Origin of the sequence: Flavobacterium silvisoli, assembly GCF_004329815.1 — a bacterium.
GTDB lineage: Bacteria > Bacteroidota > Bacteroidia > Flavobacteriales > Flavobacteriaceae > Flavobacterium > Flavobacterium silvisoli.
On sequence record NZ_SJPE01000001.1, the window covers coordinates 33,925 to 53,902 of the forward strand.

The following is a 19,978-nucleotide window of genomic DNA, read 5'->3' on the forward strand; positions in this document are numbered from 1 at the left end:
ATTATAAGTTTTTTAATGCCTGTTTGATAATAGTTTCAACTGTTGCTTCTGGATTGTCTTTAATAATCTTATCCACCACCTTTTCTGCATTTTTTCTGATATAACCCAAAACCTCCAAAGCAGATAACGATTCTTCTCGATTAATATTGTGTTGTGAGAGGGATATTTCGTCTAAATCATAGATTTTTAACACTTTGTCTTTCAAGTCAAGTATGACGCGTTGTGCTGTTTTCCCTCCGATACCTTTGATGGATTGTATAGTTCCTACATCACCACTGCCTATAGCTTGTATGATTTGTTTCGGATCTAAAGAAGACAACATGGTTCTGGCAATACCGGCTCCTATTCCTGACACTGATAACAAAAGTCTGAACAACTCCCGTTCTGATTTTTCGGCAAAACCAAACAGCGAATGAGCATCTTCTTTGATTTGAAGATGTGTAAACAACTTTACAAAATCGGTACTGGGAAGTAAGGAAAACGTGTGCAGTGATATATTGATATGATAGCCAACACCATTGCAGTCAATAACTACCTCTGTAGGCGATTTTTCAACTAATTTTCCTTGAATATGTGCTATCATTTTATCCGAAATCTAATTCCAAATATAGCAAAATTCTTTAACTGACAAAGTCTGTGTGCCATATCTGTTCAATATTACCCCAACTAGGAGTTCATCATTTTTTTCCTTTTCTCTTTTTCTTGTGCATCAACCACTGCCACGGCTACCATATTGACCATTTCTTCAACACTTGCACCCAATTGAAATATGTGTACGGCCTTCTCCATTCCGAGCATAATTGGCCCTACCGAATCAACTTTATAGAGCTCTTTCAAAAGTTTATAGGTAATATTCGCAGCTTCCAAATTCGGGAAGATTAAAGTATTAACTTTTTTTCCTGCTAATTTAGAAAATGGAAACTTCGCTTTAAGCATTTCAGGATTCAGGGCAAAATCGGTTTGGATTTCTCCATCAACGATTAAATCAGGGTAGTGTTCATGCAAATACGAAACCGCCTGACGCACTTTGGAAGCACTCTCATAAGAAGAAGATCCAAAATTAGAAAAAGAAACCATGGCAATCACCGGCTCAATACCGAACATTCGGGTTGTTTTGGCCGTCATCAATGCAATTTTTGCCAGTTCATCGGCGGTTGGGTTCGGATTAATTGCGGTGTCAGATAAAAACATAGGACCGCGATTAGTCATCATCATATTGGTAGTAGCAATCAGGGTAACTCCCGGAGCTTTTCCAATCAGTTGCATCAAAGGTTTTACCGTTGAAGGATAGCTTCTGGAGTAGCCCGAAACCATAGCATCCGCATCGCCCTCATTTACCATCATAGCAGCAAAATAGTTACGCTCGCGCATCCAACGTTGTGCATCTAACTGAGAAATTCCTCTGCGCTGACGAGCTGTCCAATAAATTTCTCCGTATTTCAATCGGCGCTCATCTTCTTCTTTTGTTTTCGGATCTATAATTGGAACTTCGGCATCAAACCCTAATTCTTCTTTGAGTTCTAAAATCAACTCTCTGTTTCCAAGAAGAATTGGTCGGGCAATGCCTTCTTCGTATGCAATTTGAGCCGCTTTCAATACGTCTAAATGGTCTGCTTCCGCAAAAACCACTCGTTTTGGATCGGTTTTGGCACGATTGGTAAGCAAACGCACCATTTTATTATCGGAACCTAAACGTTCCAGTAATTCTTCTTCATATTTATCCCAATCGGTTATTGGGTTTAATGCTACGCCCGAATTCATAGCGGCTTTGGCTACGGCAGGAGCAACCACAGCAATCAATCTCGGATCAAATGGTTTGGGAATGATATAATCTTTTCCGAAATTCAAGCGGGTTTCCCCGTAAGCAATATTTACTTGTTCGGGAACCGGTGCTTTTGCCAATTCGGCCAGCGCATGCACTGCGGCCATTTTCATTTCTTCATTGATTTTTGTGGCTCTGACATCAAGAGCTCCACGGAAAATATAAGGAAACCCAAGTACATTATTCACCTGATTAGGATGATCCGAACGGCCGGTAGCCATGATAATATCTTCACGGGTATTTATGGCTAAATCATAATCTATCTCGGGTATGGGATTAGCCATAGCAAAAACAATGGGGTTTTGGGCCATCCCTAAGAGCATTTCGGGGGTTAGTATGTTACCCGCTGACAGCCCGAGAAAAACATCGGCACCAAGTAGTGCTTCCTGAAGTGAAATTCCGGGTTTACCGTAAGTGTATTTTTTTTGGAGATCGGATAAATCAGTGCGGTCTTTTGAAAGAACCCCGTCTTTATCAAACATGATGATATTTTCGGCTTTTACTCCCAATAACATGTATAAATTGGCACATGCCAAAGCGGCTGAACCGGCACCGGAAACCACAACCTTAACATCTATTGTTTTTTTCTTGGCCAACTCTAAAGCATTCAGCAAGGCTGCCGAAGAAATGATTGCTGTTCCGTGTTGGTCGTCATGCATCACCGGAATATTCAATTCTTCTACAAGACGTCTTTCTATTTCAAAAGACTCGGGAGCTTTGATATCTTCTAAGTTAATTCCGCCAAATGTTGGAGCAATATTTTTTACTGTTTGGATAAACGTTTCTATGTCTTTAGCATCAACTTCAATGTCAAACACATCGATATCTGCAAAAATTTTAAAAAGCAGCGCTTTCCCTTCCATTACCGGTTTTGAAGCCTCCGGACCTATATCTCCTAACCCCAAGACAGCCGTTCCGTTAGTAATTACAGCAACCAAATTTCCTTTGGACGTATATTTATAAACGTTATTTACATCTTTGGCAATTTCCAAACAAGGCTCTGCCACTCCGGGTGAATATGCCAATGACAAATCGCGTTGCGTTGCATATTTTTTGGTAGGCACCACTTTAATTTTGCCGGGGGTTGGTTTGGCGTGGTATAAAAGTGCTTCTCTTCGTTTACTGTATTTGTTCATTTTGCTTTTTTTATTCTGACTTACAAAGGTAGAAGACTGGCTGTAATATTGAAATATTTAATGATTTCTTTTTAAACATCAGATGGGTTTCAAAAAATCGATATTTCGTTTCAGTCCAGACAATTTTGTTCGTTTGAGTGGTGAGTTAGTAAATACTTTATCAAAAGTTTCCTGAGTAATTTCTTCCCAATCCTTTTTGGTGTAGGAAAGCAACTCGGGATAAGGGCTGAAAAGAGGTTCACTGTGCGCTTTTGAAAATTTATTCCAAGGGCATACATCTTGGCAAACATCGCAACCAAACATCCAATCATCAAGTTTGTCTTTCATTTCCTGAGGCAGATTATCCTGCAGTTCTATCGTAAAATAGGAGATACATTTACTGCCGTCAACCACATAGGGTGCAACTATGGCTTGGGTTGGGCACGCATCAATACAAGCGGTACAGGAACCACAATGATTGGTAGTGGGATGGTCATATTCTAAATCCAAATCAACAATCAACTCGGCGATGAAGTAAAAAGAGCCTACCTGTTGGGTCAGTAAGTTACTGTTCTTCCCTATCCAACCCAAACCGCTTTTAGCAGCCCAGGCTTTATCCATTACCGGAGCAAAATCTACAAAAGCTCTTCCGTATACGTCTCCAATTTCAGCTTTGATGTAATTGAGCAGTTTTTTTACTTTCTTCTTGATGACGTTATGGTAATCTTTCCCGTAGGCGTATTTAGAAATTTTGTAACTGTCTTTGATTTGCTCTTGAGGCGGATAGTAATTGAGTAATAAAGAGATCACGCTTTTAGAGCCTTCGACCAAGAGTGTCGGATCCAATCGCTTATCGAAATACTCTTCCATAAAACTCATTTCTCCCTGAAAATTTTGGTTTAACCAATATTCTAATCGTGGAGCTTCCTCCTCCAAAAATCCGGCTTTGGAAATACCACAAGACAAAAAACCGAGGCGTTTGGCTTCGGTTTTGATGAGTTTCGAATATTTTTCTTTATTAGAATTCATGCTAAAATGGGATATCTTTAATCAGCAGCAAACACTTTGGGTAATTCCTTGATTCTTTAATCTTAGAACAGTCCGCCTTGAATATTGGCTCTGATTTTACCCAAATGATTATAAGCTTTTTCGGTGACTTCGCGACCACGCGGAGTTCTTATGATAAAACCCTCTTGTATCAAAAACGGCTCATATACTTCCTCAATGGTTTCTCCGCTTTCGGAAACTGCTGTTGCTAAAGTTGATAATCCGACCGGTCCTCCTTTGAATTTATCAATAATGGTATTCAAAATTTTGTTATCCATTTCATCTAAGCCATGTGCATCAACATGCAAGGCCTTTAGTGAAAAACGAGCAATCTCGATATCGATTCTACCGTTTCCTTTTATTTGGGCAAAATCTCGCACTCGACGCAACAATGCATTGGCGATGCGCGGTGTACCCCGACTTCTTCCTGCAATTTCAATAGCAGCTTCCATACTGATGGGCATTTTTAAAATGCCGGAACTGCGTTGTACTATAGTAGTCAAAAGTTCGGTATTGTAATACTGTAATCGACTTTGAATACCGAAACGAGCACGCATGGGAGCTGTTAGCAAGCCCGAGCGTGTCGTGGCTCCTACCAAGGTAAACGGATTAAGATTTATTTGAACCGAACGCGCATTGGGTCCGGATTCAATCATAATATCAATTTTAAAGTCCTCCATTGCCGAGTACAAATACTCCTCTACTACTGGACTCAAGCGATGAATCTCATCTATAAATAAAACATCTCTTTCTTCTAAGTTGGTTAGTAAACCGGCCAAATCACCGGGCTTATCCAAAACCGGACCGGAAGTAATTTTAATACCAACACCCAATTCATTAGCCAAAATATTAGCCAAAGTAGTTTTACCCAATCCTGGTGGGCCGTGAAACAACGTATGGTCTAGAGCCTCGTTGCGAAGATTAGCCGCCTCCACAAAAACTTTGAGATTTTCCAAGACCTGATCCTGACCCGTAAAATCGTCAAAAGACAAGGGTCTTAGCTTTTTTTCTAAGTCGAGCTCATCCGGATTATAACTGGAATTGGTGGGATTAAGATTTTCATTCATACCACAAATATATGATAAAGTTTTGCGTGAGTTTTTCGAAATATACAAAAAAAGAAAACGGGTGAGGTATCGCAAATAAAAAAGCCCTTCTGTGAGGAAAGGCTTTTTTATATTGTTTAAAAAAAAGGATTAGTGATGTAAAACTTCTTCACCTTCTTTCATTGGTACGTTTTGAGGAACAAAATCTTCATCATGACCTGGTTTGCTGTAATCATAAGGCCATCTGTGTACTTCAGGGATTTCTCCAGGCCAGTTTCCGTGGATGTGTTCAATTGGAGCAGTCCATTCTAATGTATTTGATTTCCATGGATTTTGAACTGTTCTTTTCCCGTAGAAAATGCTGCTGAAGAAGTTGTATAAGAACACCAATTGGAATGCACCTCCTACTAAAGCAAATGTAGTAATAATAACATTTACATTTTGTAATTCGTCAAATAACGGGAAGTTTGTATTGGTGTAATATCTTCTTGGTAAACCGGCCATACCGATAAAGTGCATTGGGAAGAATACCCCGTAAGCACAAACTGCAGTCACCCAGAAGTGAACATATCCTAAGTTTTTGTTCAACATTCTTCCGAACATTCTAGGGAACCAGTGGTAGATTCCGGCAAACATTCCGTAAAGTGCTGAGATACCCATTACTAAGTGGAAGTGTGCTACAACGAAGTAAGTATCGTGAACATTAATATCCAGAGTACTGTCTCCTAAAATAAGACCTGTCAAACCACCGGTGATGAAAGTAGAAACCAATCCGATAGAGAATAACATGGCAGGATTTAACTGCAAGTTACCTTTCCACAAAGTCGTTATATAGTTGAAGGCTTTCACCGCTGATGGAATCGCAATCAACAAAGTAGTGAAAGTAAATACCGATCCTAAGAACGGGTTCATACCAGAGATAAACATATGGTGACCCCAAACTATAGTAGATAAGAATGCAATAGCAATAATTGACATAATCATCGCTCTGTATCCAAAGATTGGTTTACGAGAGTTAGTAGCAATAATTTCGGAGGTAATACCTAAAGCCGGTAATAATACGATGTAAACTTCAGGGTGACCCAAGAACCAAAACAAGTGTTCAAACAATACCGGTGAACCGCCTTGGTAATGTAAAACCTCTCCAGCAATATAAATATCAGACAGGAAGAACGATGTTCCGAAACTTCTATCCATAATCAACATCAATGCAGCTGATAATAATACCGGGAAGGAAATTACCCCGATAATAGCCGTAATGAAGAAAGCCCAAATAGTAAGCGGCAATCTCGTCATCGACATACCTTTAGTTCTTAAGTTGATTACCGTAACAATGTAGTTCAATGAACCTAATAATGACGAAGCGATAAAGATAGCCATAGACACCAACCACAAAGTCATACCGGTACCAGAACCTGAAATAGCTTGTGGCAAGGCACTTAAAGGCGGATAAATAGTCCAACCAGCTGAAGCGGGCCCTGATTCTACAAATAGTGAAATAACCATAACCACACTCGATAGGAAGAATAACCAATAAGAAACCATATTCAGAAAACCGGAAGCCATATCGCGTGCTCCAATCTGCAACGGAATCAACAAGTTACTAAAGGTTCCACTCAATCCTGCTGTCAATACGAAGAATACCATGATGGTTCCGTGGATGGTAACTAACGCCAAATAGGTTTCGTTATTCATAACTCCGCCCGGAGCCATTCTTTCACCAAGGAAAAAGCTGAAAATTTTGAAAGATTCTTCAGGCCAAGCCAATTGCATTCTGAAAAGCATTGACATCCCAACACCAATAACTCCCATAATGATACCGGTAATCAAATATTGTTTTGATATCATTTTGTGGTCAATACTAAAAATGTACTTAGTAATGAATGTGTCTTTATGGTGGTGTTCGTGTGCGTCGTGACCGTGATCGTGGTTGTGAGCTTCTGCTGACATATAGGTTAACTTTTAAGTTTTTTAATATTATTTCGTTTCTGCTTGAGCAACTACTGTACTATCGGTACCTTTTGCTGAAGTTGTGTCTTTTGAAGTGGCTGGTTTTTCAGCAGCTTTGGCTTCAGCTGCAGCTGTTTTGACAGCCTGAACGATGGTCTTTGGAGAATTCTCTTTCAACCATGCTTGGTATTCTTCTGGAGTATCTACTACTACTTTCATTTGCATGTTGTAGTGGGAAGCTCCACAGATTTTGTTACACAATAACAAATAATCAAAGGTATAAGGATCAAGAGCCGGTTGACCGCTGGCAACTAAAGCTTCACTCTTTTTAGCTCTGATAGCATTAATGCGAGCTACTTTTTCAACCATAGCCGGTTTTTCTCTCATCTCAGCAGTAGTCATTGTTGGGATAAATGAAAACTGAGTTACCATACCCGGCACACAGTTCATTTGAGCTCTGAAGTGAGGCATGTAAGCAGAGTGCAATACGTCTTGAGAACGCATTTTAAAAATCACTCTTTTTCCTTTGGGGATGTGTAATTCAGAAGAAGTGAAATCATCCTGAGCATTTGGGTCAGATAAATCAACTCCTAGGTTGTTAGCCCCGTCAATGTATCTCACATTGGCTTTTCCTAAAACATCATCGGCACCTGAATATCTGGCTTCCCATTTGAATTGTTGTGCATAAAGTTCGATTACAATTGCATCTTCTTTATCTTTTTCGCTTACAAACATGATGTTAGTCCAAGCGTACAATCCGTAAAGGATTAAACCTGCCAAAACAATTGCCGGAATAATACTCCAGATAAATTCCAAACGGTTGTTGTCAGCAAAGTATAGTGCTTTTTGCCCTTCTTTACCTCTGTATTTGAAGGCAAAATAGTGTAACAAAGCTTGTGTAACGGTTTGAACAAAAAAGATTAGAACCAAAGTGATGACCATCAAATTATCGATTTGCGGTCCGTGTGCCGAAGCAGAATCACCGATTAAAGGGAACTTGCTGTAATTTAATAGACAGTAAATAGTAGTAAGATAAATAAAGCCCAGGAAACCAAACATCAGGTAACCATTCACTTTATTGTCGTTATCATTAGCAATCTGCGTGTTATTCACATTTCCACCAACTTGAGTTAAGTCGAATATTTTAGTTAACTGCCATAAGGCAACTGCCAATAAAACTACAACTATAAGTACCAAAAGAGTTGTCATTTGTTTTTTACTTTAAATATTAATAATGAAAATGTTTACTTTCTTCGATAAACGGATTGCGTTTTGGTACCAACGGTGCTTTAGTTAAAGCTGTGAATACTACAAAAATGAATAACCCTAAGAAGAATAATACTGATGCGATTTCCGGAACACCTATGAACCATTGGTCACCAACCGTTGCCGGCATAATCATGTTGAAGAAATCAACATAGTGACCGAATAATATGATGATACCTGCCATCACAATAATCCAGAATATACGTTTGAAATCGGTATTGATTAACAACAAAATCGGAAGGATGAAGTTCATGACAAAAGCTCCCCAGAATGTTATAGGATACATATCAATTCTCGTTTTGAAATATGTAACTTCTTCCGGAATGTTAGAATACCAGATCAACATAAATTGAGAGAACCAAAGGTAAGTCCAGAATACGCTGATACCAAACATGAATTTTGATAAATCGTGAATATGACTTGAATTTACTACTTCTAAATAGCCTTTCGATTTCAAGTAGATTGTTACCAATTGAATAACTGTTATACCACTTACAAAGAAGCTGGCGAATACATACCAACCAAAAAGTGTACTGAACCAGTGTGGATCGAATGACATAATCCAATCCCAAGACATGATAGATTCTGAAACAATAAAGAATACTAAAAATGCCGCTGACATTTTGAAGTTCTTTTTGTAGAATGAGTTGTCACTAGCGTCATCTTGTGCCAAACAATTTTTTCTGGATAAATGTCTGTATAAATTCCATCCGGCAATAAATACTGCGGCTCTGATAATCCAAAACGGGAAATTCAAATATCCAGATTTTCCGGCAATCATGTGATCATAATTGGCACTTCCTTTGGTTGTAACCCCATCGGCCATCCAAACAAATAAATGATTAAAATGCAATCCGGATAAAACCAAAATGATGAAGAAAATTATAGACCCCGGAAGTAAATAAGAAGTTACGCCCTGCATGACTCTGAACAATACCGGAGACCATCCTGCCTGTGACACTTGTTGAATAGCATAAAATGCAAGAGCACCCAAAGCAATCAACATGAAGAAGATACAAGCTACATATAAAGCAGCCCATGGCTTATTTTGTAATTGATGAAAAACGTGTTCAACATGTTCTTTATGTTCTGCATCGGCTTTGGCGTCGTGTTTTTCAACTGCATGAGCATTGTGCCCGCCTTCATGCCCATGGCTTTCTGAAGCAAGTATTGTTTCTACGTCCTGAATAGATTTTGGAGCGGTTAGAAAACCATAACCAATTCCCAATACTCCAACGAGCATTAAGACGAAAGAAAAAGTTTTTAATTTACTTGAAAAGGTATACATATCTATAACAATCAGTTTGTTTTACAATTATAATTTGCTCTTAAGTTCCATAACGTAAGAAGCAACCATCCATCTTTCTTCTTGGCTCAATTGATTAGCATATGAACCCATTGAATTCAAACCGTAAGTTTGCACATGGAAAACACTTCCTTCATTAATTTGTCTGTCTTTGTAACTAGGTACACCCAAGAATTTTTGTTGTTTAACCAACTTACCTTGACCATCACCGGCAGTCCCGTGACAAATAGCACAATAGATATCAAAAAGCTCCTGAGCTTTTTTCATGTCTACTTTAGTTGAATCCAAAGGAGATTTTAAATTGGCAGCTTTAACAGCTAGCAAAGCTTCCGGTGTATCCGGATATTCATAAGGCACGAAACCTCTTTTTATTGAACCGTTTGGTGGCAACTGACCTTCTTTTCCTTTTAATCCTGTTGGCGAGTTGAAAGCATCAGATTCTGAATAGGTTTCATAAGCCACAGATTCATACATGTTGGGCATGTACTGGTAATTGGGTTTCGAATTATCTTTGCAAGATGAAAAGGAAACAATGATACCTGTTACTACTGCTATTTTAAGTAAACTTTTCATATCTGTTATTAATGCTTATCAATTACTTTAACTTCTACTGCACCTGTAGCCTCGAAAAATTTCACTAATTCGGCTTCATTATCATTAACAGAAACTTCCATTAAGAAATGGTCATCAGTAGTTCTTACATCCGGGTTTTCAGCTTGTTTGAATGGCCATAATTTACTTCTCATGTAAAAAGTAATTACCATTAAGTGCGCTGCAAAAAATACCGTCATCTCAAACATTACCGGAATAAATGCCGGCATATTTTGATAGTAGGCAAAACTGGGTTTTCCACCTATATCCTGTGGCCAATCCTGAATCATGATATAATTCATCATGGTAGTGGCAACGGATAAACCTATACATCCGTAAATGAATGCACAAATGGCTAAACGTGTCGGTGCAATACCCATAGCTTTATCCAAACCGTGAACCGGGAATGGAGTAAAGACTTCTTCAATGTGATGATGAGCGGCTCTGGTTTTGTGAACTGCATCCATCAATACATCATCATCATTGTATATAGCGTGTATAACTTTATTACTACTCATAGCAATTATTAATGTTTATCTGAATGATTATGACCTTCTAATTCTCTTTGTCTTTTGTAGTTTTCTCCCGAAGATTTCAAGATTGTTTTAACCTCTGCCTGAGCAATTACCGGGAATGTTCTGGCGTATAAAAGGAATAATACAAAGAAGAAACCAATGGTACCGATGAAGATTCCGATATCAATGAAAGTAGGTTGGAACATCGTCCATGATGACGGAAGATAATCTCTGTGCAATGAAGTCACGATGATTACGAAACGCTCAAACCACATACCGATATTTACCACAATTGATATAACGAAAGAGAACATAATACTGGTTCTCAATTTTTTGAACCACATGAATTGAGGAGAGAACACATTGCAAGTCATCATTGACCAGTAAGCCCACCAGTAAGGACCAGTCGCTCTGTTCAAGAAAGCGTATTGCTCATATTCTACTCCTGAGTACCAAGCCACAAACAACTCGGTGATGTAAGCTACCCCTACAATTGAACCGGTAATCATGATAATGATGTTCATCAATTCAATGTGTTGAATGGTAATGTATGCTTCCAGGTTGGACACTTTTCTCATGATGATTAAAAGTGTGTTTACCATGGCAAATCCAGAGAATACCGCTCCGGCAACGAAGTATGGAGGGAAAATCGTAGTATGCCATCCCGGAATTACGGAAGTAGCAAAGTCGAAGGATACAATAGTGTGTACAGAAAGTACAAGAGGTGTTGCTAAACCGGCTAATACAAGAGATACCTCTTCGAAACGTTGCCAGTCTTTAGCTCTTCCACTCCATCCGAAAGACAGAATAGAATAAATTCTTTTAGTAAAAGGAGTTACGGCACGGTCTCTTAGCATTGCGAAATCCGGCAATAAACCAGTCCACCAGAAAACAAGGGAAACTGAAAGATACGTCGAAATTGCAAACACGTCCCAAAGCAATGGTGAGTTAAAGTTCACCCACAATGAACCAAACTGGTTTGGAATAGGTACTACCCAGTACGCCAACCAAGGACGACCCATGTGAATGATTGGGAATAAACCTGCCTGAACTACCGAGAAAATAGTCATGGCTTCCGCAGAACGGTTGATGGCCATTCTCCATCGTTGACGGAATAATAATAATACCGCTGAGATTAGTGTTCCGGCGTGCCCGATACCTACCCACCAAACGAAGTTAGTGATATCCCAAGCCCAACCAACAGTTTTGTTTAATCCCCAAGATCCGATACCGGTAGATATAGTATACACTATACATCCAATTCCCCAAAGGAAAGCTATTAATGCGATAGAAAATACAGTCCACCACTGTTTATTGGCTCTTCCTTCTACTGGAGCAGCTACATCTACAGTTACATCGTGATATGTTTTATCACCTATAACTAAGGGTTTTCTAATGGGTGCTTCGTAATGAGACGACATAATCCTTTATATTGTTTCTTAATTAATTACTTATTTAAATACTAGGTATTTCTAACTTTAACGTGGTAGAATACATTTGGTTTAGTACCAACGTGCTCCAACAAATGATACATTCTCTTATCTTCGGCCAATTTGGCTACTTTGCTTTCTTTGTTGTTTACGTCACCGAAAACCATAGCGCCTGTTGTACAAGCAGAAGAACAAGCTGTTTGGAATTCATCCACATTAACTTCTCTTCCTTCACGTTTAGCCGTTAAGATGGTTAATTGTGTTTTTTGAATACACATAGAACATTTCTCCATAACTCCGCGAGAACGAACATTTACATCTGGATTAACCACCATACGACCTAAATCGTCATTCATGTGGAAATCAAACTCATCGTTATTGTTGTACAAGAACCAGTTGAAACGACGCACTTTATAAGGACAGTTGTTAGCACAGTAACGAGTACCTACACAACGGTTATAAGCCATTTGGTTTTGACCTTGACGACCGTGAGATGTTGCTGCCACAGGACAAACGGTTTCACATGGTGCGTGGTTACAGTGTTGACACATTACCGGTTGGAAAGCCACCTGAGGATTGTCAGCTGGGTTCTCCATTTGTCCGAATCCGCCTAATGAACCTTTGTCACCAAACAAACCATTGAAGCTTTCTTTTTTCTCGTTGTCTTCAGCAAAAGTGTCTTGAGAAGAATAGTATCTGTCGATACGCAACCAGTGCATATCGCGACTTCTTCTTACTTCTGATTTACCAACAACCGGAACGTTATTTTCAGCATGACAGGCAATCACACAAGCACCACATCCGGTACATGCATTCAAGTCGATTGACAAGTTGAAGTGGTGACCAACCGAACGATCGAACGATTCCCATAAATCAACTTTAGTTGCTTCAACTTCTTTATGGTCTAAAGATACCATTGGCACTTCATTCCACTCTTTGCTGTCTTTTGTATTGAATATTGTTAAAGTAGTTTCTTTAATAATATCACCTCTACCCATTAAGGTTTTTTGTGATTGCACACAAGCAAACTCATATTCACCGTTGGCTTTAGCGATAGATGCTGATTGAACATTATTAAAGTTTGTATAGAAGGCGTAGGCGTTAACACCTACTTGCATTTCTTCTTTTAAGGCTGCTTTTTTACCATAACCTAAAGCCAAACCAAGTGTCCCAACTGCTTGTCCTGGTTGAACAATAACAGGCACATCCATTTTGGTTCCGTTTACAGTAAGAGTAGCTATACTTCCGTTAAGACCACCATTAGCAACTATTTTATTTTCTAATCCTAATTTTTTAGCATCAGCAGGGGCAACGGTTACATAGTTATCCCAAGAGACTCTGGTAATCGGATCCGGAAACTCTTGCAACCAAGGGTTATTAGCTTGCTGACCATCACCTAAACCAGTTTTGGTATACAACACTAATTCAAAACCGTTTGCTCCTTTAGATGAAGCCAAAGCATTAGCGGCAGCCGAATAATCAACTGAACCGGCAGAAGCTCCCGAAGGAGTACCTACTACAACACCATCGTGAACCGCTTTATTCCAAGTTGTTCCGGCAGTATATGCAGCAGCATTAGCTTTGATATAATCATAGAAAGAAACTCCGTTTCCATTCCAAGACAGTAAGGCCTCTTGGAACTGTTTTGAACTAAACAACGGACGGATGGTTGGTTGTACTACAGAATAAGTCCCTTTAGTCAACATTAAATCGTTCCATGACTCTAAATAATGAGGAGCCGGAACGGCTATATTAGTAATCGAAGCCGTTTCATCTTCTCTCAAAGAGAACGCCACCGATAATTTTACTTTCTTCAATCCGCTCACAAACTTAGCACTGTCTGCCAAAGTGTAAACCGGATTTACACCGCTCATGATTAACGTGTGAACACTTCCTGCGTTCATATCAGCAATCAACTGAGCCACTTTTTCATTAGACCCTTTTCTGATTTGACGGGTACCGATAGTAGAAAATGCCTCACTACCTAGAGCCTGATTGATGGCCAAAACCAATAGCTGCGCATTTTTATCCTGGATACCGGAAACCAAAAGACCTTTTGAACCGGCTGCTTTCAATTGTTGTGCTGCCTTTACCACTACATCTTCGTTAGCTACTTTACCCGAAGCTACCGAAGCACCTGTAATGATACTGTATATTTTAATCAAAGCTTGTTTTTGATTGGCAACTGTCATTGGCACACGCTTATCAGCTGCTGCACCAGACAATGTCATATTCGCCTCAAACTGATAGTGTTTTGACATTTTTCCGGCTTGTGGAATTCTTCCCTGAGCATAACCCGAGTCGAAACCACCACCTTGCCAATCTCCTAAGAAATCAGCATCCAATGAAACTATAGTATTCGCTTTTGAAAAATCATAATCAACTAAAGCTCTTTCACCATAAACTGCTTCGAACGCATCTAAAGCCGCTGACTCAGAAACCGAATCATACACTATATGCTTAGCGGTTGGATTTTTCGCGATGAACTCAGCAATCAATTTTTCAGTTGAAGGACTGGCCAAAGTTCCGGTAAGCAAAACAACCTGACCTCCTTTAGCTTTTGCATCGGCTAAACTGGCTTTGATTTTCAAATCAGCTTCCTGCCAATTGGCGTCTTTCTGAGCAATCTTAGTTACTTTCAAACGCATGCTGTCATACAACGACAATACCGAAGCGTGAACTCTGGCATTGGCCGCAAACTTAGCACCGGCTATAGTATTGTTTTCAATTTTAATCGGACGTCCTTCACGTGTTTTTACCAACAGGTTGGCAAAATCAAAACCGTCAAACATAGTAGTTGCATAATAATCAGCAACGCCCGGAATGATTTGTTCCGGTTGTAAAACGTAAGGAATTGATTTATGTACCGGACCTTCACAGGCAGCTAAAGTAGCAGCAGCTGTACTGAATCCAACGTATTTCAAGAAATCACGACGAGTTGTTGAAGAAGAAGATAATGATTCTTTATCGGATAAGAAATCCTCAGTCGGAATAGGTTCCACGAATTCATTATTTCTAAGCGTCTCAACAATAGAGCTATTTTCGTTTAGCTCCTCAACACTTTTCCAGTATTTTTTGTTCGATGACATCGTATATAAATATTAGCTTCTTAATAATTTTATTAGTAGTGACACTTACCACATTCTAAACCTCCCATTTGCGCAGCAGTCAACTTGTCTACACCGTATTTTTTAGAAAGTTCTTCGTGAATTTTAGTATAGTATGCATTGCCTTCCATTTTAACATCGGTCTCACGGTGACATTTAATACACCAACCCATAGTTAAAGGAGCAAATTGTTTTTGAATTTCGTAAGTCTGAACCGGACCGTGACATTTTTGACACTCTATACCGGCAACCGTTACGTGTTGCGAGTGGTTGAAATAAGCAAAGTCAGGCAAGTTGTGGATACGAACCCATTTTACCGGTTTAGTTTTTCCGGTATATTTAGTACCATCCCAGCCTACAGCATCATATAATTTTTTGATTTCTCCATCATAAAATGCTTTTGAATGCTCAGGAGTAGCAGTAGTATCTGATACCTCTGAAATGTTTTTGTGACAGTTCATACAAACATTCAACGAAGGAATACCTGCATTTTTACTTACTCTTGCTGCAGAGTGACAGTATTTACAATCGATACCGTTACTTCCGGCGTGAATTCTGTGCGAATAATGAATTGGCTGAATTGGCTCATAATCCTGATCCACCCCTACCTGCATCATCCATCCGTATACAAAGTAACCACTTGCCAACAACAAGAAAATTGAAGTTACCAATACCAAAAATTGATTCTTGGCAAACGCTTTCCAAATTGGCAATCCAGGCTCCTTATCAGCCACTTCAATCCCATTAGCTTTAGCGACTTTAGTCAACACATTATTCACAAAGAACAACATGATAACCAACATCAACATCACTAATGATAAAGCTCCTAAAATCACATTATTAGAAATTCCATCCTCTTTTACCTGCCCACCTTTCCCATCAGGAGTAACACCTACTGCCGCCACCGGCTCAGGTTTTTTCTCATCGGTGTAAGCTATGATGTTATCAATATCTTGCTTAGACAATTGAGGAAACGCCGTCATCACTGCTTTGTTGTTTTCATTAAACAACTTAACAGCTGTCGCATCACCAGCTTTGATCATAGCTGAACTGTTCGCAACCCAACTATAAAGCCATTCCTTGGTATGACGCGCAGACACACCTCTCAAGGCCGGACCGGTCATTTTTTTATCCAAAGCGTGACAAGCCGCACAGTTTGCATTAAACAAAGCTTTTCCCGCTACTGCATCGCCTCCACCAGTTGCAGCCGGGGCAGCAGGAGCTGATGCAGAATCAGCTGCCGGAGCAGCTGGAGTAGCATTTTGAGATAATGAAGTTAAGGAGAATGTTAGCGCTAGAGCTAAGCTGAAGAATATTTTCCTTGAAATCGAATTATGGTTACCCACCTTTTTCATATAATAAAATGATTATCGACTAATGTTGGCACGGTTTTTCATGAGTTAAAAATCAATTAAAAACCCGCTCTTTGTTAAAAACTTGCACAAAAATACGACTTATGAACTATTCTCAAAACCTTAAATATATCTTAAAGACCAATTTATATTAATTCTAAATAGCGTTTAGGCTTTTGTTTAATTTATTAAGTTTTACATTTGTATAAAAATCAAACTCTTATGAACCATTTATCCCAAATCAGGCTCTTTACAACCCTATTTTTACTCCTTTTTTTATCGCAAAAATTGGTTGCACAAGACGGAAAAATTAACATTTCTCAAGACCCTAAGTTTGAACAGTTGCTCAACGAAAAAAGAAAAATCAACAGTTCAATTACCATTAATGACCGGTATAAAATTCAGATTTTCAATGGAGATAGTGAAAATTCCAAAAAAACACTGATGGATTTTAAAAAAGCCAACAAAGACATGGATGCCACCATCGTTTTCAGCACTCCGATGTATAAGGTTTGGGTAGGGAATTTTAAAACGAGAATCGAAGCCGAGAAGAACTTAAGCGACTTGAAAAAGAAATATCCCAATGCCTTTTTAATTAAACCCAATAAATAAAAAAAGTCCCGAATGATTCGGGACTTTTTTGTTGGTATTATTTTAATTTTTTCTTCACTTCTACTTCTTGGAAAGCTTCTATGATATCTAATTGTTCAATGTCATTGTAGTTCTTAATCTGCATACCACAATCGTAACCTTTGGAAACTTCTTTAACATCATCTTTGAATCGTTTCAGCGTAGCCAATTCACCCGTGTAAATCACCACTCCTTCACGAATTAAGCGGATTTTAGAGTTTCTGAAAATTTTACCGTCAGTAACCATACATCCGGCAATCGTCCCCACTTTAGACACTTTGAAAATTTCGCGAATCTCTGCAGTTCCGGTAATTTCCTCTTTCATTTCCGGAGACAACATACCTTCCATCGCATCTTTCAAATCATTGATAGCATCGTAAATAATCGAGTAACTTCTGATATCAATTTCTTCTTTCATGGCCAATTGACGGGCATTACCGGCAGGACGAACATTAAATCCAATGATGATGGCATCAGAAGCTGATGCTAGCATAACATCCGTTTCGGTAATTGCACCTACTCCTTTGTGAATAATATTGATTTGAATTTCTTCAGTTGACAATTTAGAAAACTCACTTGATAATGCTTCAACCGAACCATCTACGTCACCTTTAAGGATAATGTTCAATTCTTTAAACTGACCTAAAGCAATACGGCGTCCAATCTCGGCCAAAGTAATGTGGCGTTGTGTTCTCACCGATTGTTCACGCAACAACTGTGTACGTTTAGCAGCAATTTGTTTCGCCTCTCTTTCGTCTTCAAATACATTGAATTTATCACCAGCTGTTGGCGCACCATCTAAACCTAATATTGAAATTGGAGTTGATGGTCCAGCCTCTTTCACATTATGTCCTCTTTCATCGTGCATTGCTTTTACCTTACCGTGGTTTTTACCCGCTAATACGTAATCTCCAACGCGCAACGTTCCTGATTGGACCAAAATTGTTGACACATATCCTCTACCTTTGTCTAATTGTGCTTCTACAACCGTTCCGACAGCAGGTTTATTTGGATTGGCTTTTAAGTCTAATATTTCAGCTTCAAGCAATACTTTTTCTAATAATTCTTTAACTCCGGTTCCTTTTTTGGCAGAGATATCGTGTGATTGGTATTTACCACCCCAGTCTTCTACCAATAAATTCATACCGGCTAATTTTTCCTTGATTTTTTCCGGATTAGCACCTTGCTTGTCAATTTTATTGATAGCAAAAATCATAGGAACACCAGCAGCTTGAGCGTGACTGATGGCCTCTTTGGTTTGAGGCATGATATCATCGTCGGCCGCAACCACAATAATGGCAATATCGGTAACCTGAGCCCCACGAGCACGCATAGCGGTAAACGCTTCGTGACCTGGTGTATCAAGGAAGGTTATTTTTTGACCATTGTCCAAGGTTACTGCGTAAGCTCCAATGTGCTGTGTAATTCCTCCCGATTCACCGGCTATTACGTTTTCCTTACGAATGTAATCTAACAAGGATGTCTTACCGTGATCAACGTGACCCATTACAGTTACAATTGGCGCTCGGGTTACCATATCTTCCGGACGGTCTTCAACCACCTCCAGATTCTCTTCTATATCGGTAGTAATAAATTCTACTTCATAACCAAATTCATCAGCAACAATAGAAAGGGTTTCTGCATCTAACCTTTGATTCATGGTAACCATGATACCAAGAGACATACAAGTTCCGATTACTTTGGTAATAGGCACATCCATCATGGTAGCAATTTCACCTACGGTAACAAATTCGGTTACTTTCAATACTTTGCTTCCTTCTTCCAAAGCCTGCATTTCTTCTTCCGTTCTTTGACGGTGCGAATCACGCTTATCTCTTCTGTATTTGGCTGCTTTAGATTTGTTTCCTTTTCCTTGAAGTCTTTCTAAAGTTTCTTTGATTTGATTTTTAACCTCTTCTTCTGTAGGCTCAACTTTTTGAACTATAGCAGGACGTGCTCCTTTTTGGAACCCTCCCTTGTTTCCTCCAGATTTGGTAGGTCCGAAAGCATTAGCCCCTCCACCACCACCGCTGATGGCCGGTTTTCCGCCTTCACCTGGTTTACCCGGAATTCTTTTTCGTTTGTTTTTGTTCGCGTTATTGGCTCCTTGTCCGGCATTTGCTCCGGCATTTGCTCCGGCACCCGGAGTAGCCGATTTATTGGCGTCTTTCTTAAACTCTTCTTTTTTCTTTTTAGGCTTGTTGAACTGAGACAAATCTATAACTTGACCGGTCAAAGTAGCACCTGATAATTTTTGGTATTGTGTTGTGATGGTTTCATCCTGAGAGGTTTCAACAGCCGGAGTTTCTTTAACTGTCGGAGTTTTTTCTTTAGGAACGCTTGCTACCGCAGGAGCTTCTTCTTGTTTCTCAACAACTTTAGGTGTTTCTGCCGGAGGTATAGCTGCAGGAGTGGTTTTCGGTTCTAAGTCGATTTTACCAACCTGTTTAGGACCAACAACCACAGCTTTGGCTTTGACCACCTCTAATCGCTGACGCTCTTCCTCTGCTTTACGCTTGTCTTCAATTTCTTTTTCTCTTTCTAATCGAAGCGCTTCTTTTTCTTTTCTGATTTCTTCACTTACGCCTTTAGAAGCTTCTTTGTTGCCTTTGTCACCGGCAAATTGACCACAAAGAATAGTATACACATCATCGGAAATTTTTGTGTTAGGACTTGCCTCAATAGCAATCCCTCTATCTTTAAGATAATCCACAGCTCTTTCCAAAGAAATATTTAATTCCCTTAAAACTTTATTAATTCTAATATTTCCTTCAGACATAAAATCTTTTTAATGTTATCTA

14 protein-coding genes are annotated in these 19,978 nt (G+C 39.3%); 1 reads left to right on the forward strand and 13 read right to left on the reverse strand.

The window, feature by feature from the left end:
* Position 1: 1 nt before the first annotated feature.
* The 12 genes from ruvA to EZL74_RS00190 all read right to left on the reverse strand — a co-directional run bounded on the left by ruvA (position 2) and on the right by EZL74_RS00190 (position 16,550).
* A complete protein-coding gene (gene ruvA, locus EZL74_RS00135) occupies positions 2–583 on the reverse strand; it encodes a Holliday junction branch migration protein RuvA (protein WP_131474556.1) in 582 nt (193 codons plus the stop codon).
* A gap of 83 nt (positions 584–666) precedes the next feature.
* Positions 667–2,958, reverse strand: a complete 2,292-nt coding sequence (locus EZL74_RS00140; RefSeq protein WP_131474557.1) for an NADP-dependent malic enzyme — start codon at positions 2,956–2,958, stop codon at positions 667–669.
* A 78-nt stretch (positions 2,959–3,036) separates the two neighbouring features.
* Positions 3,037–3,966: a tRNA epoxyqueuosine(34) reductase QueG gene (queG, locus tag EZL74_RS00145; RefSeq protein ID WP_131474558.1), complete on the reverse strand. Its 930-nt coding sequence runs from the start codon at positions 3,964–3,966 to the stop codon at positions 3,037–3,039.
* Positions 3,967–4,028: 62 nt separating this feature from the next.
* Positions 4,029–5,051 carry a Holliday junction branch migration DNA helicase RuvB gene (ruvB, locus tag EZL74_RS00150; protein ID WP_131474559.1) on the reverse strand — a complete coding sequence of 341 codons (1,023 nt, stop codon included), beginning with the start codon at positions 5,049–5,051 and terminating at the stop codon, positions 4,029–4,031.
* Between the two features lie 129 nt (positions 5,052–5,180).
* The gene (locus tag EZL74_RS00155; RefSeq protein WP_131474560.1) at positions 5,181–6,980 is read right to left on the reverse strand and encodes a cytochrome c oxidase subunit I; all 1,800 of its coding nucleotides are present in this window, start codon (positions 6,978–6,980) and stop codon (positions 5,181–5,183) included.
* A 27-nt stretch (positions 6,981–7,007) separates the two neighbouring features.
* A complete protein-coding gene (locus EZL74_RS00160; protein ID WP_131474561.1) occupies positions 7,008–8,189 on the reverse strand; it encodes a cytochrome c oxidase subunit II in 1,182 nt (393 codons plus the stop codon).
* A 19-nt stretch (positions 8,190–8,208) separates the two neighbouring features.
* The gene (locus tag EZL74_RS00165; RefSeq protein ID WP_131474562.1) at positions 8,209–9,534 is read right to left on the reverse strand and encodes a quinol:cytochrome C oxidoreductase; all 1,326 of its coding nucleotides are present in this window, start codon (positions 9,532–9,534) and stop codon (positions 8,209–8,211) included.
* Positions 9,535–9,561: 27 nt separating this feature from the next.
* Positions 9,562–10,125 (reverse strand): c-type cytochrome, encoded by a 564-nt coding sequence (locus EZL74_RS00170; RefSeq protein ID WP_131474563.1) that lies wholly within the window; start codon positions 10,123–10,125, stop codon positions 9,562–9,564.
* Between the two features lie 8 nt (positions 10,126–10,133).
* The gene (locus tag EZL74_RS00175) at positions 10,134–10,661 is read right to left on the reverse strand and encodes a DUF3341 domain-containing protein (protein ID WP_131474564.1); all 528 of its coding nucleotides are present in this window, start codon (positions 10,659–10,661) and stop codon (positions 10,134–10,136) included.
* 8 nt (positions 10,662–10,669) lie between these two features.
* Positions 10,670–12,079, reverse strand: coding sequence for an NrfD/PsrC family molybdoenzyme membrane anchor subunit (gene nrfD / locus EZL74_RS00180; protein ID WP_131474565.1), 1,410 nt, complete (start codon positions 12,077–12,079; stop codon positions 10,670–10,672).
* Between the two features lie 41 nt (positions 12,080–12,120).
* Positions 12,121–15,177 carry a TAT-variant-translocated molybdopterin oxidoreductase gene (locus tag EZL74_RS00185; RefSeq protein WP_131474566.1) on the reverse strand — a complete coding sequence of 1,019 codons (3,057 nt, stop codon included), beginning with the start codon at positions 15,175–15,177 and terminating at the stop codon, positions 12,121–12,123.
* A 32-nt stretch (positions 15,178–15,209) separates the two neighbouring features.
* On the reverse strand, positions 15,210–16,550 hold the full coding sequence (locus EZL74_RS00190; protein ID WP_131474567.1) for a c-type cytochrome: 1,341 nt from the start codon (positions 16,548–16,550) through the stop codon (positions 15,210–15,212).
* A gap of 219 nt (positions 16,551–16,769) precedes the next feature.
* Here EZL74_RS00190 and EZL74_RS00195 point away from each other — a divergent pair, with 219 nt between their 5' ends.
* The gene (locus EZL74_RS00195) at positions 16,770–17,159 is read left to right on the forward strand and encodes an SPOR domain-containing protein (RefSeq protein WP_131474568.1); all 390 of its coding nucleotides are present in this window, start codon (positions 16,770–16,772) and stop codon (positions 17,157–17,159) included.
* Positions 17,160–17,196: 37 nt separating this feature from the next.
* Here the strand turns inward: EZL74_RS00195 and infB are convergent, their stop codons facing one another.
* Positions 17,197–19,956, reverse strand: a complete 2,760-nt coding sequence (infB, locus tag EZL74_RS00200; RefSeq protein ID WP_131474569.1) for a translation initiation factor IF-2 — start codon at positions 19,954–19,956, stop codon at positions 17,197–17,199.
* Positions 19,957–19,978 lie beyond the last annotated feature (22 nt).

What these genes read in the sequence shown, in the direction of transcription:
- ruvB (WP_131474559.1), bottom strand. Translation starts at nt 5,051, where the DNA reads ATGAATGAAAATCTTAATCCCACCAATTCCAGTTATAATCCGGATGAG.
- EZL74_RS00155 (WP_131474560.1), bottom strand. Translation starts at nt 6,980, where the DNA reads ATGTCAGCAGAAGCTCACAACCACGATCACGGTCACGACGCACACGAA.
- EZL74_RS00195 (WP_131474568.1), top strand. Translation starts at nt 16,770, where the DNA reads ATGAACCATTTATCCCAAATCAGGCTCTTTACAACCCTATTTTTACTC.
- infB (WP_131474569.1), bottom strand. Translation starts at nt 19,956, where the DNA reads ATGTCTGAAGGAAATATTAGAATTAATAAAGTTTTAAGGGAATTAAAT.
- queG (WP_131474558.1), bottom strand. Translation starts at nt 3,966, where the DNA reads ATGAATTCTAATAAAGAAAAATATTCGAAACTCATCAAAACCGAAGCC.
- nrfD (WP_131474565.1), bottom strand. Translation starts at nt 12,079, where the DNA reads ATGTCGTCTCATTACGAAGCACCCATTAGAAAACCCTTAGTTATAGGT.
- EZL74_RS00140 (WP_131474557.1), bottom strand. Translation starts at nt 2,958, where the DNA reads ATGAACAAATACAGTAAACGAAGAGAAGCACTTTTATACCACGCCAAA.
- EZL74_RS00175 (WP_131474564.1), bottom strand. Translation starts at nt 10,661, where the DNA reads ATGAGTAGTAATAAAGTTATACACGCTATATACAATGATGATGATGTA.
- EZL74_RS00190 (WP_131474567.1), bottom strand. Translation starts at nt 16,550, where the DNA reads ATGAAAAAGGTGGGTAACCATAATTCGATTTCAAGGAAAATATTCTTC.
- EZL74_RS00185 (WP_131474566.1), bottom strand. Translation starts at nt 15,177, where the DNA reads ATGTCATCGAACAAAAAATACTGGAAAAGTGTTGAGGAGCTAAACGAA.
- EZL74_RS00170 (WP_131474563.1), bottom strand. Translation starts at nt 10,125, where the DNA reads ATGAAAAGTTTACTTAAAATAGCAGTAGTAACAGGTATCATTGTTTCC.
- ruvA (WP_131474556.1), bottom strand. Translation starts at nt 583, where the DNA reads ATGATAGCACATATTCAAGGAAAATTAGTTGAAAAATCGCCTACAGAG.
- EZL74_RS00160 (WP_131474561.1), bottom strand. Translation starts at nt 8,189, where the DNA reads ATGACAACTCTTTTGGTACTTATAGTTGTAGTTTTATTGGCAGTTGCC.
- EZL74_RS00165 (WP_131474562.1), bottom strand. Translation starts at nt 9,534, where the DNA reads ATGTATACCTTTTCAAGTAAATTAAAAACTTTTTCTTTCGTCTTAATG.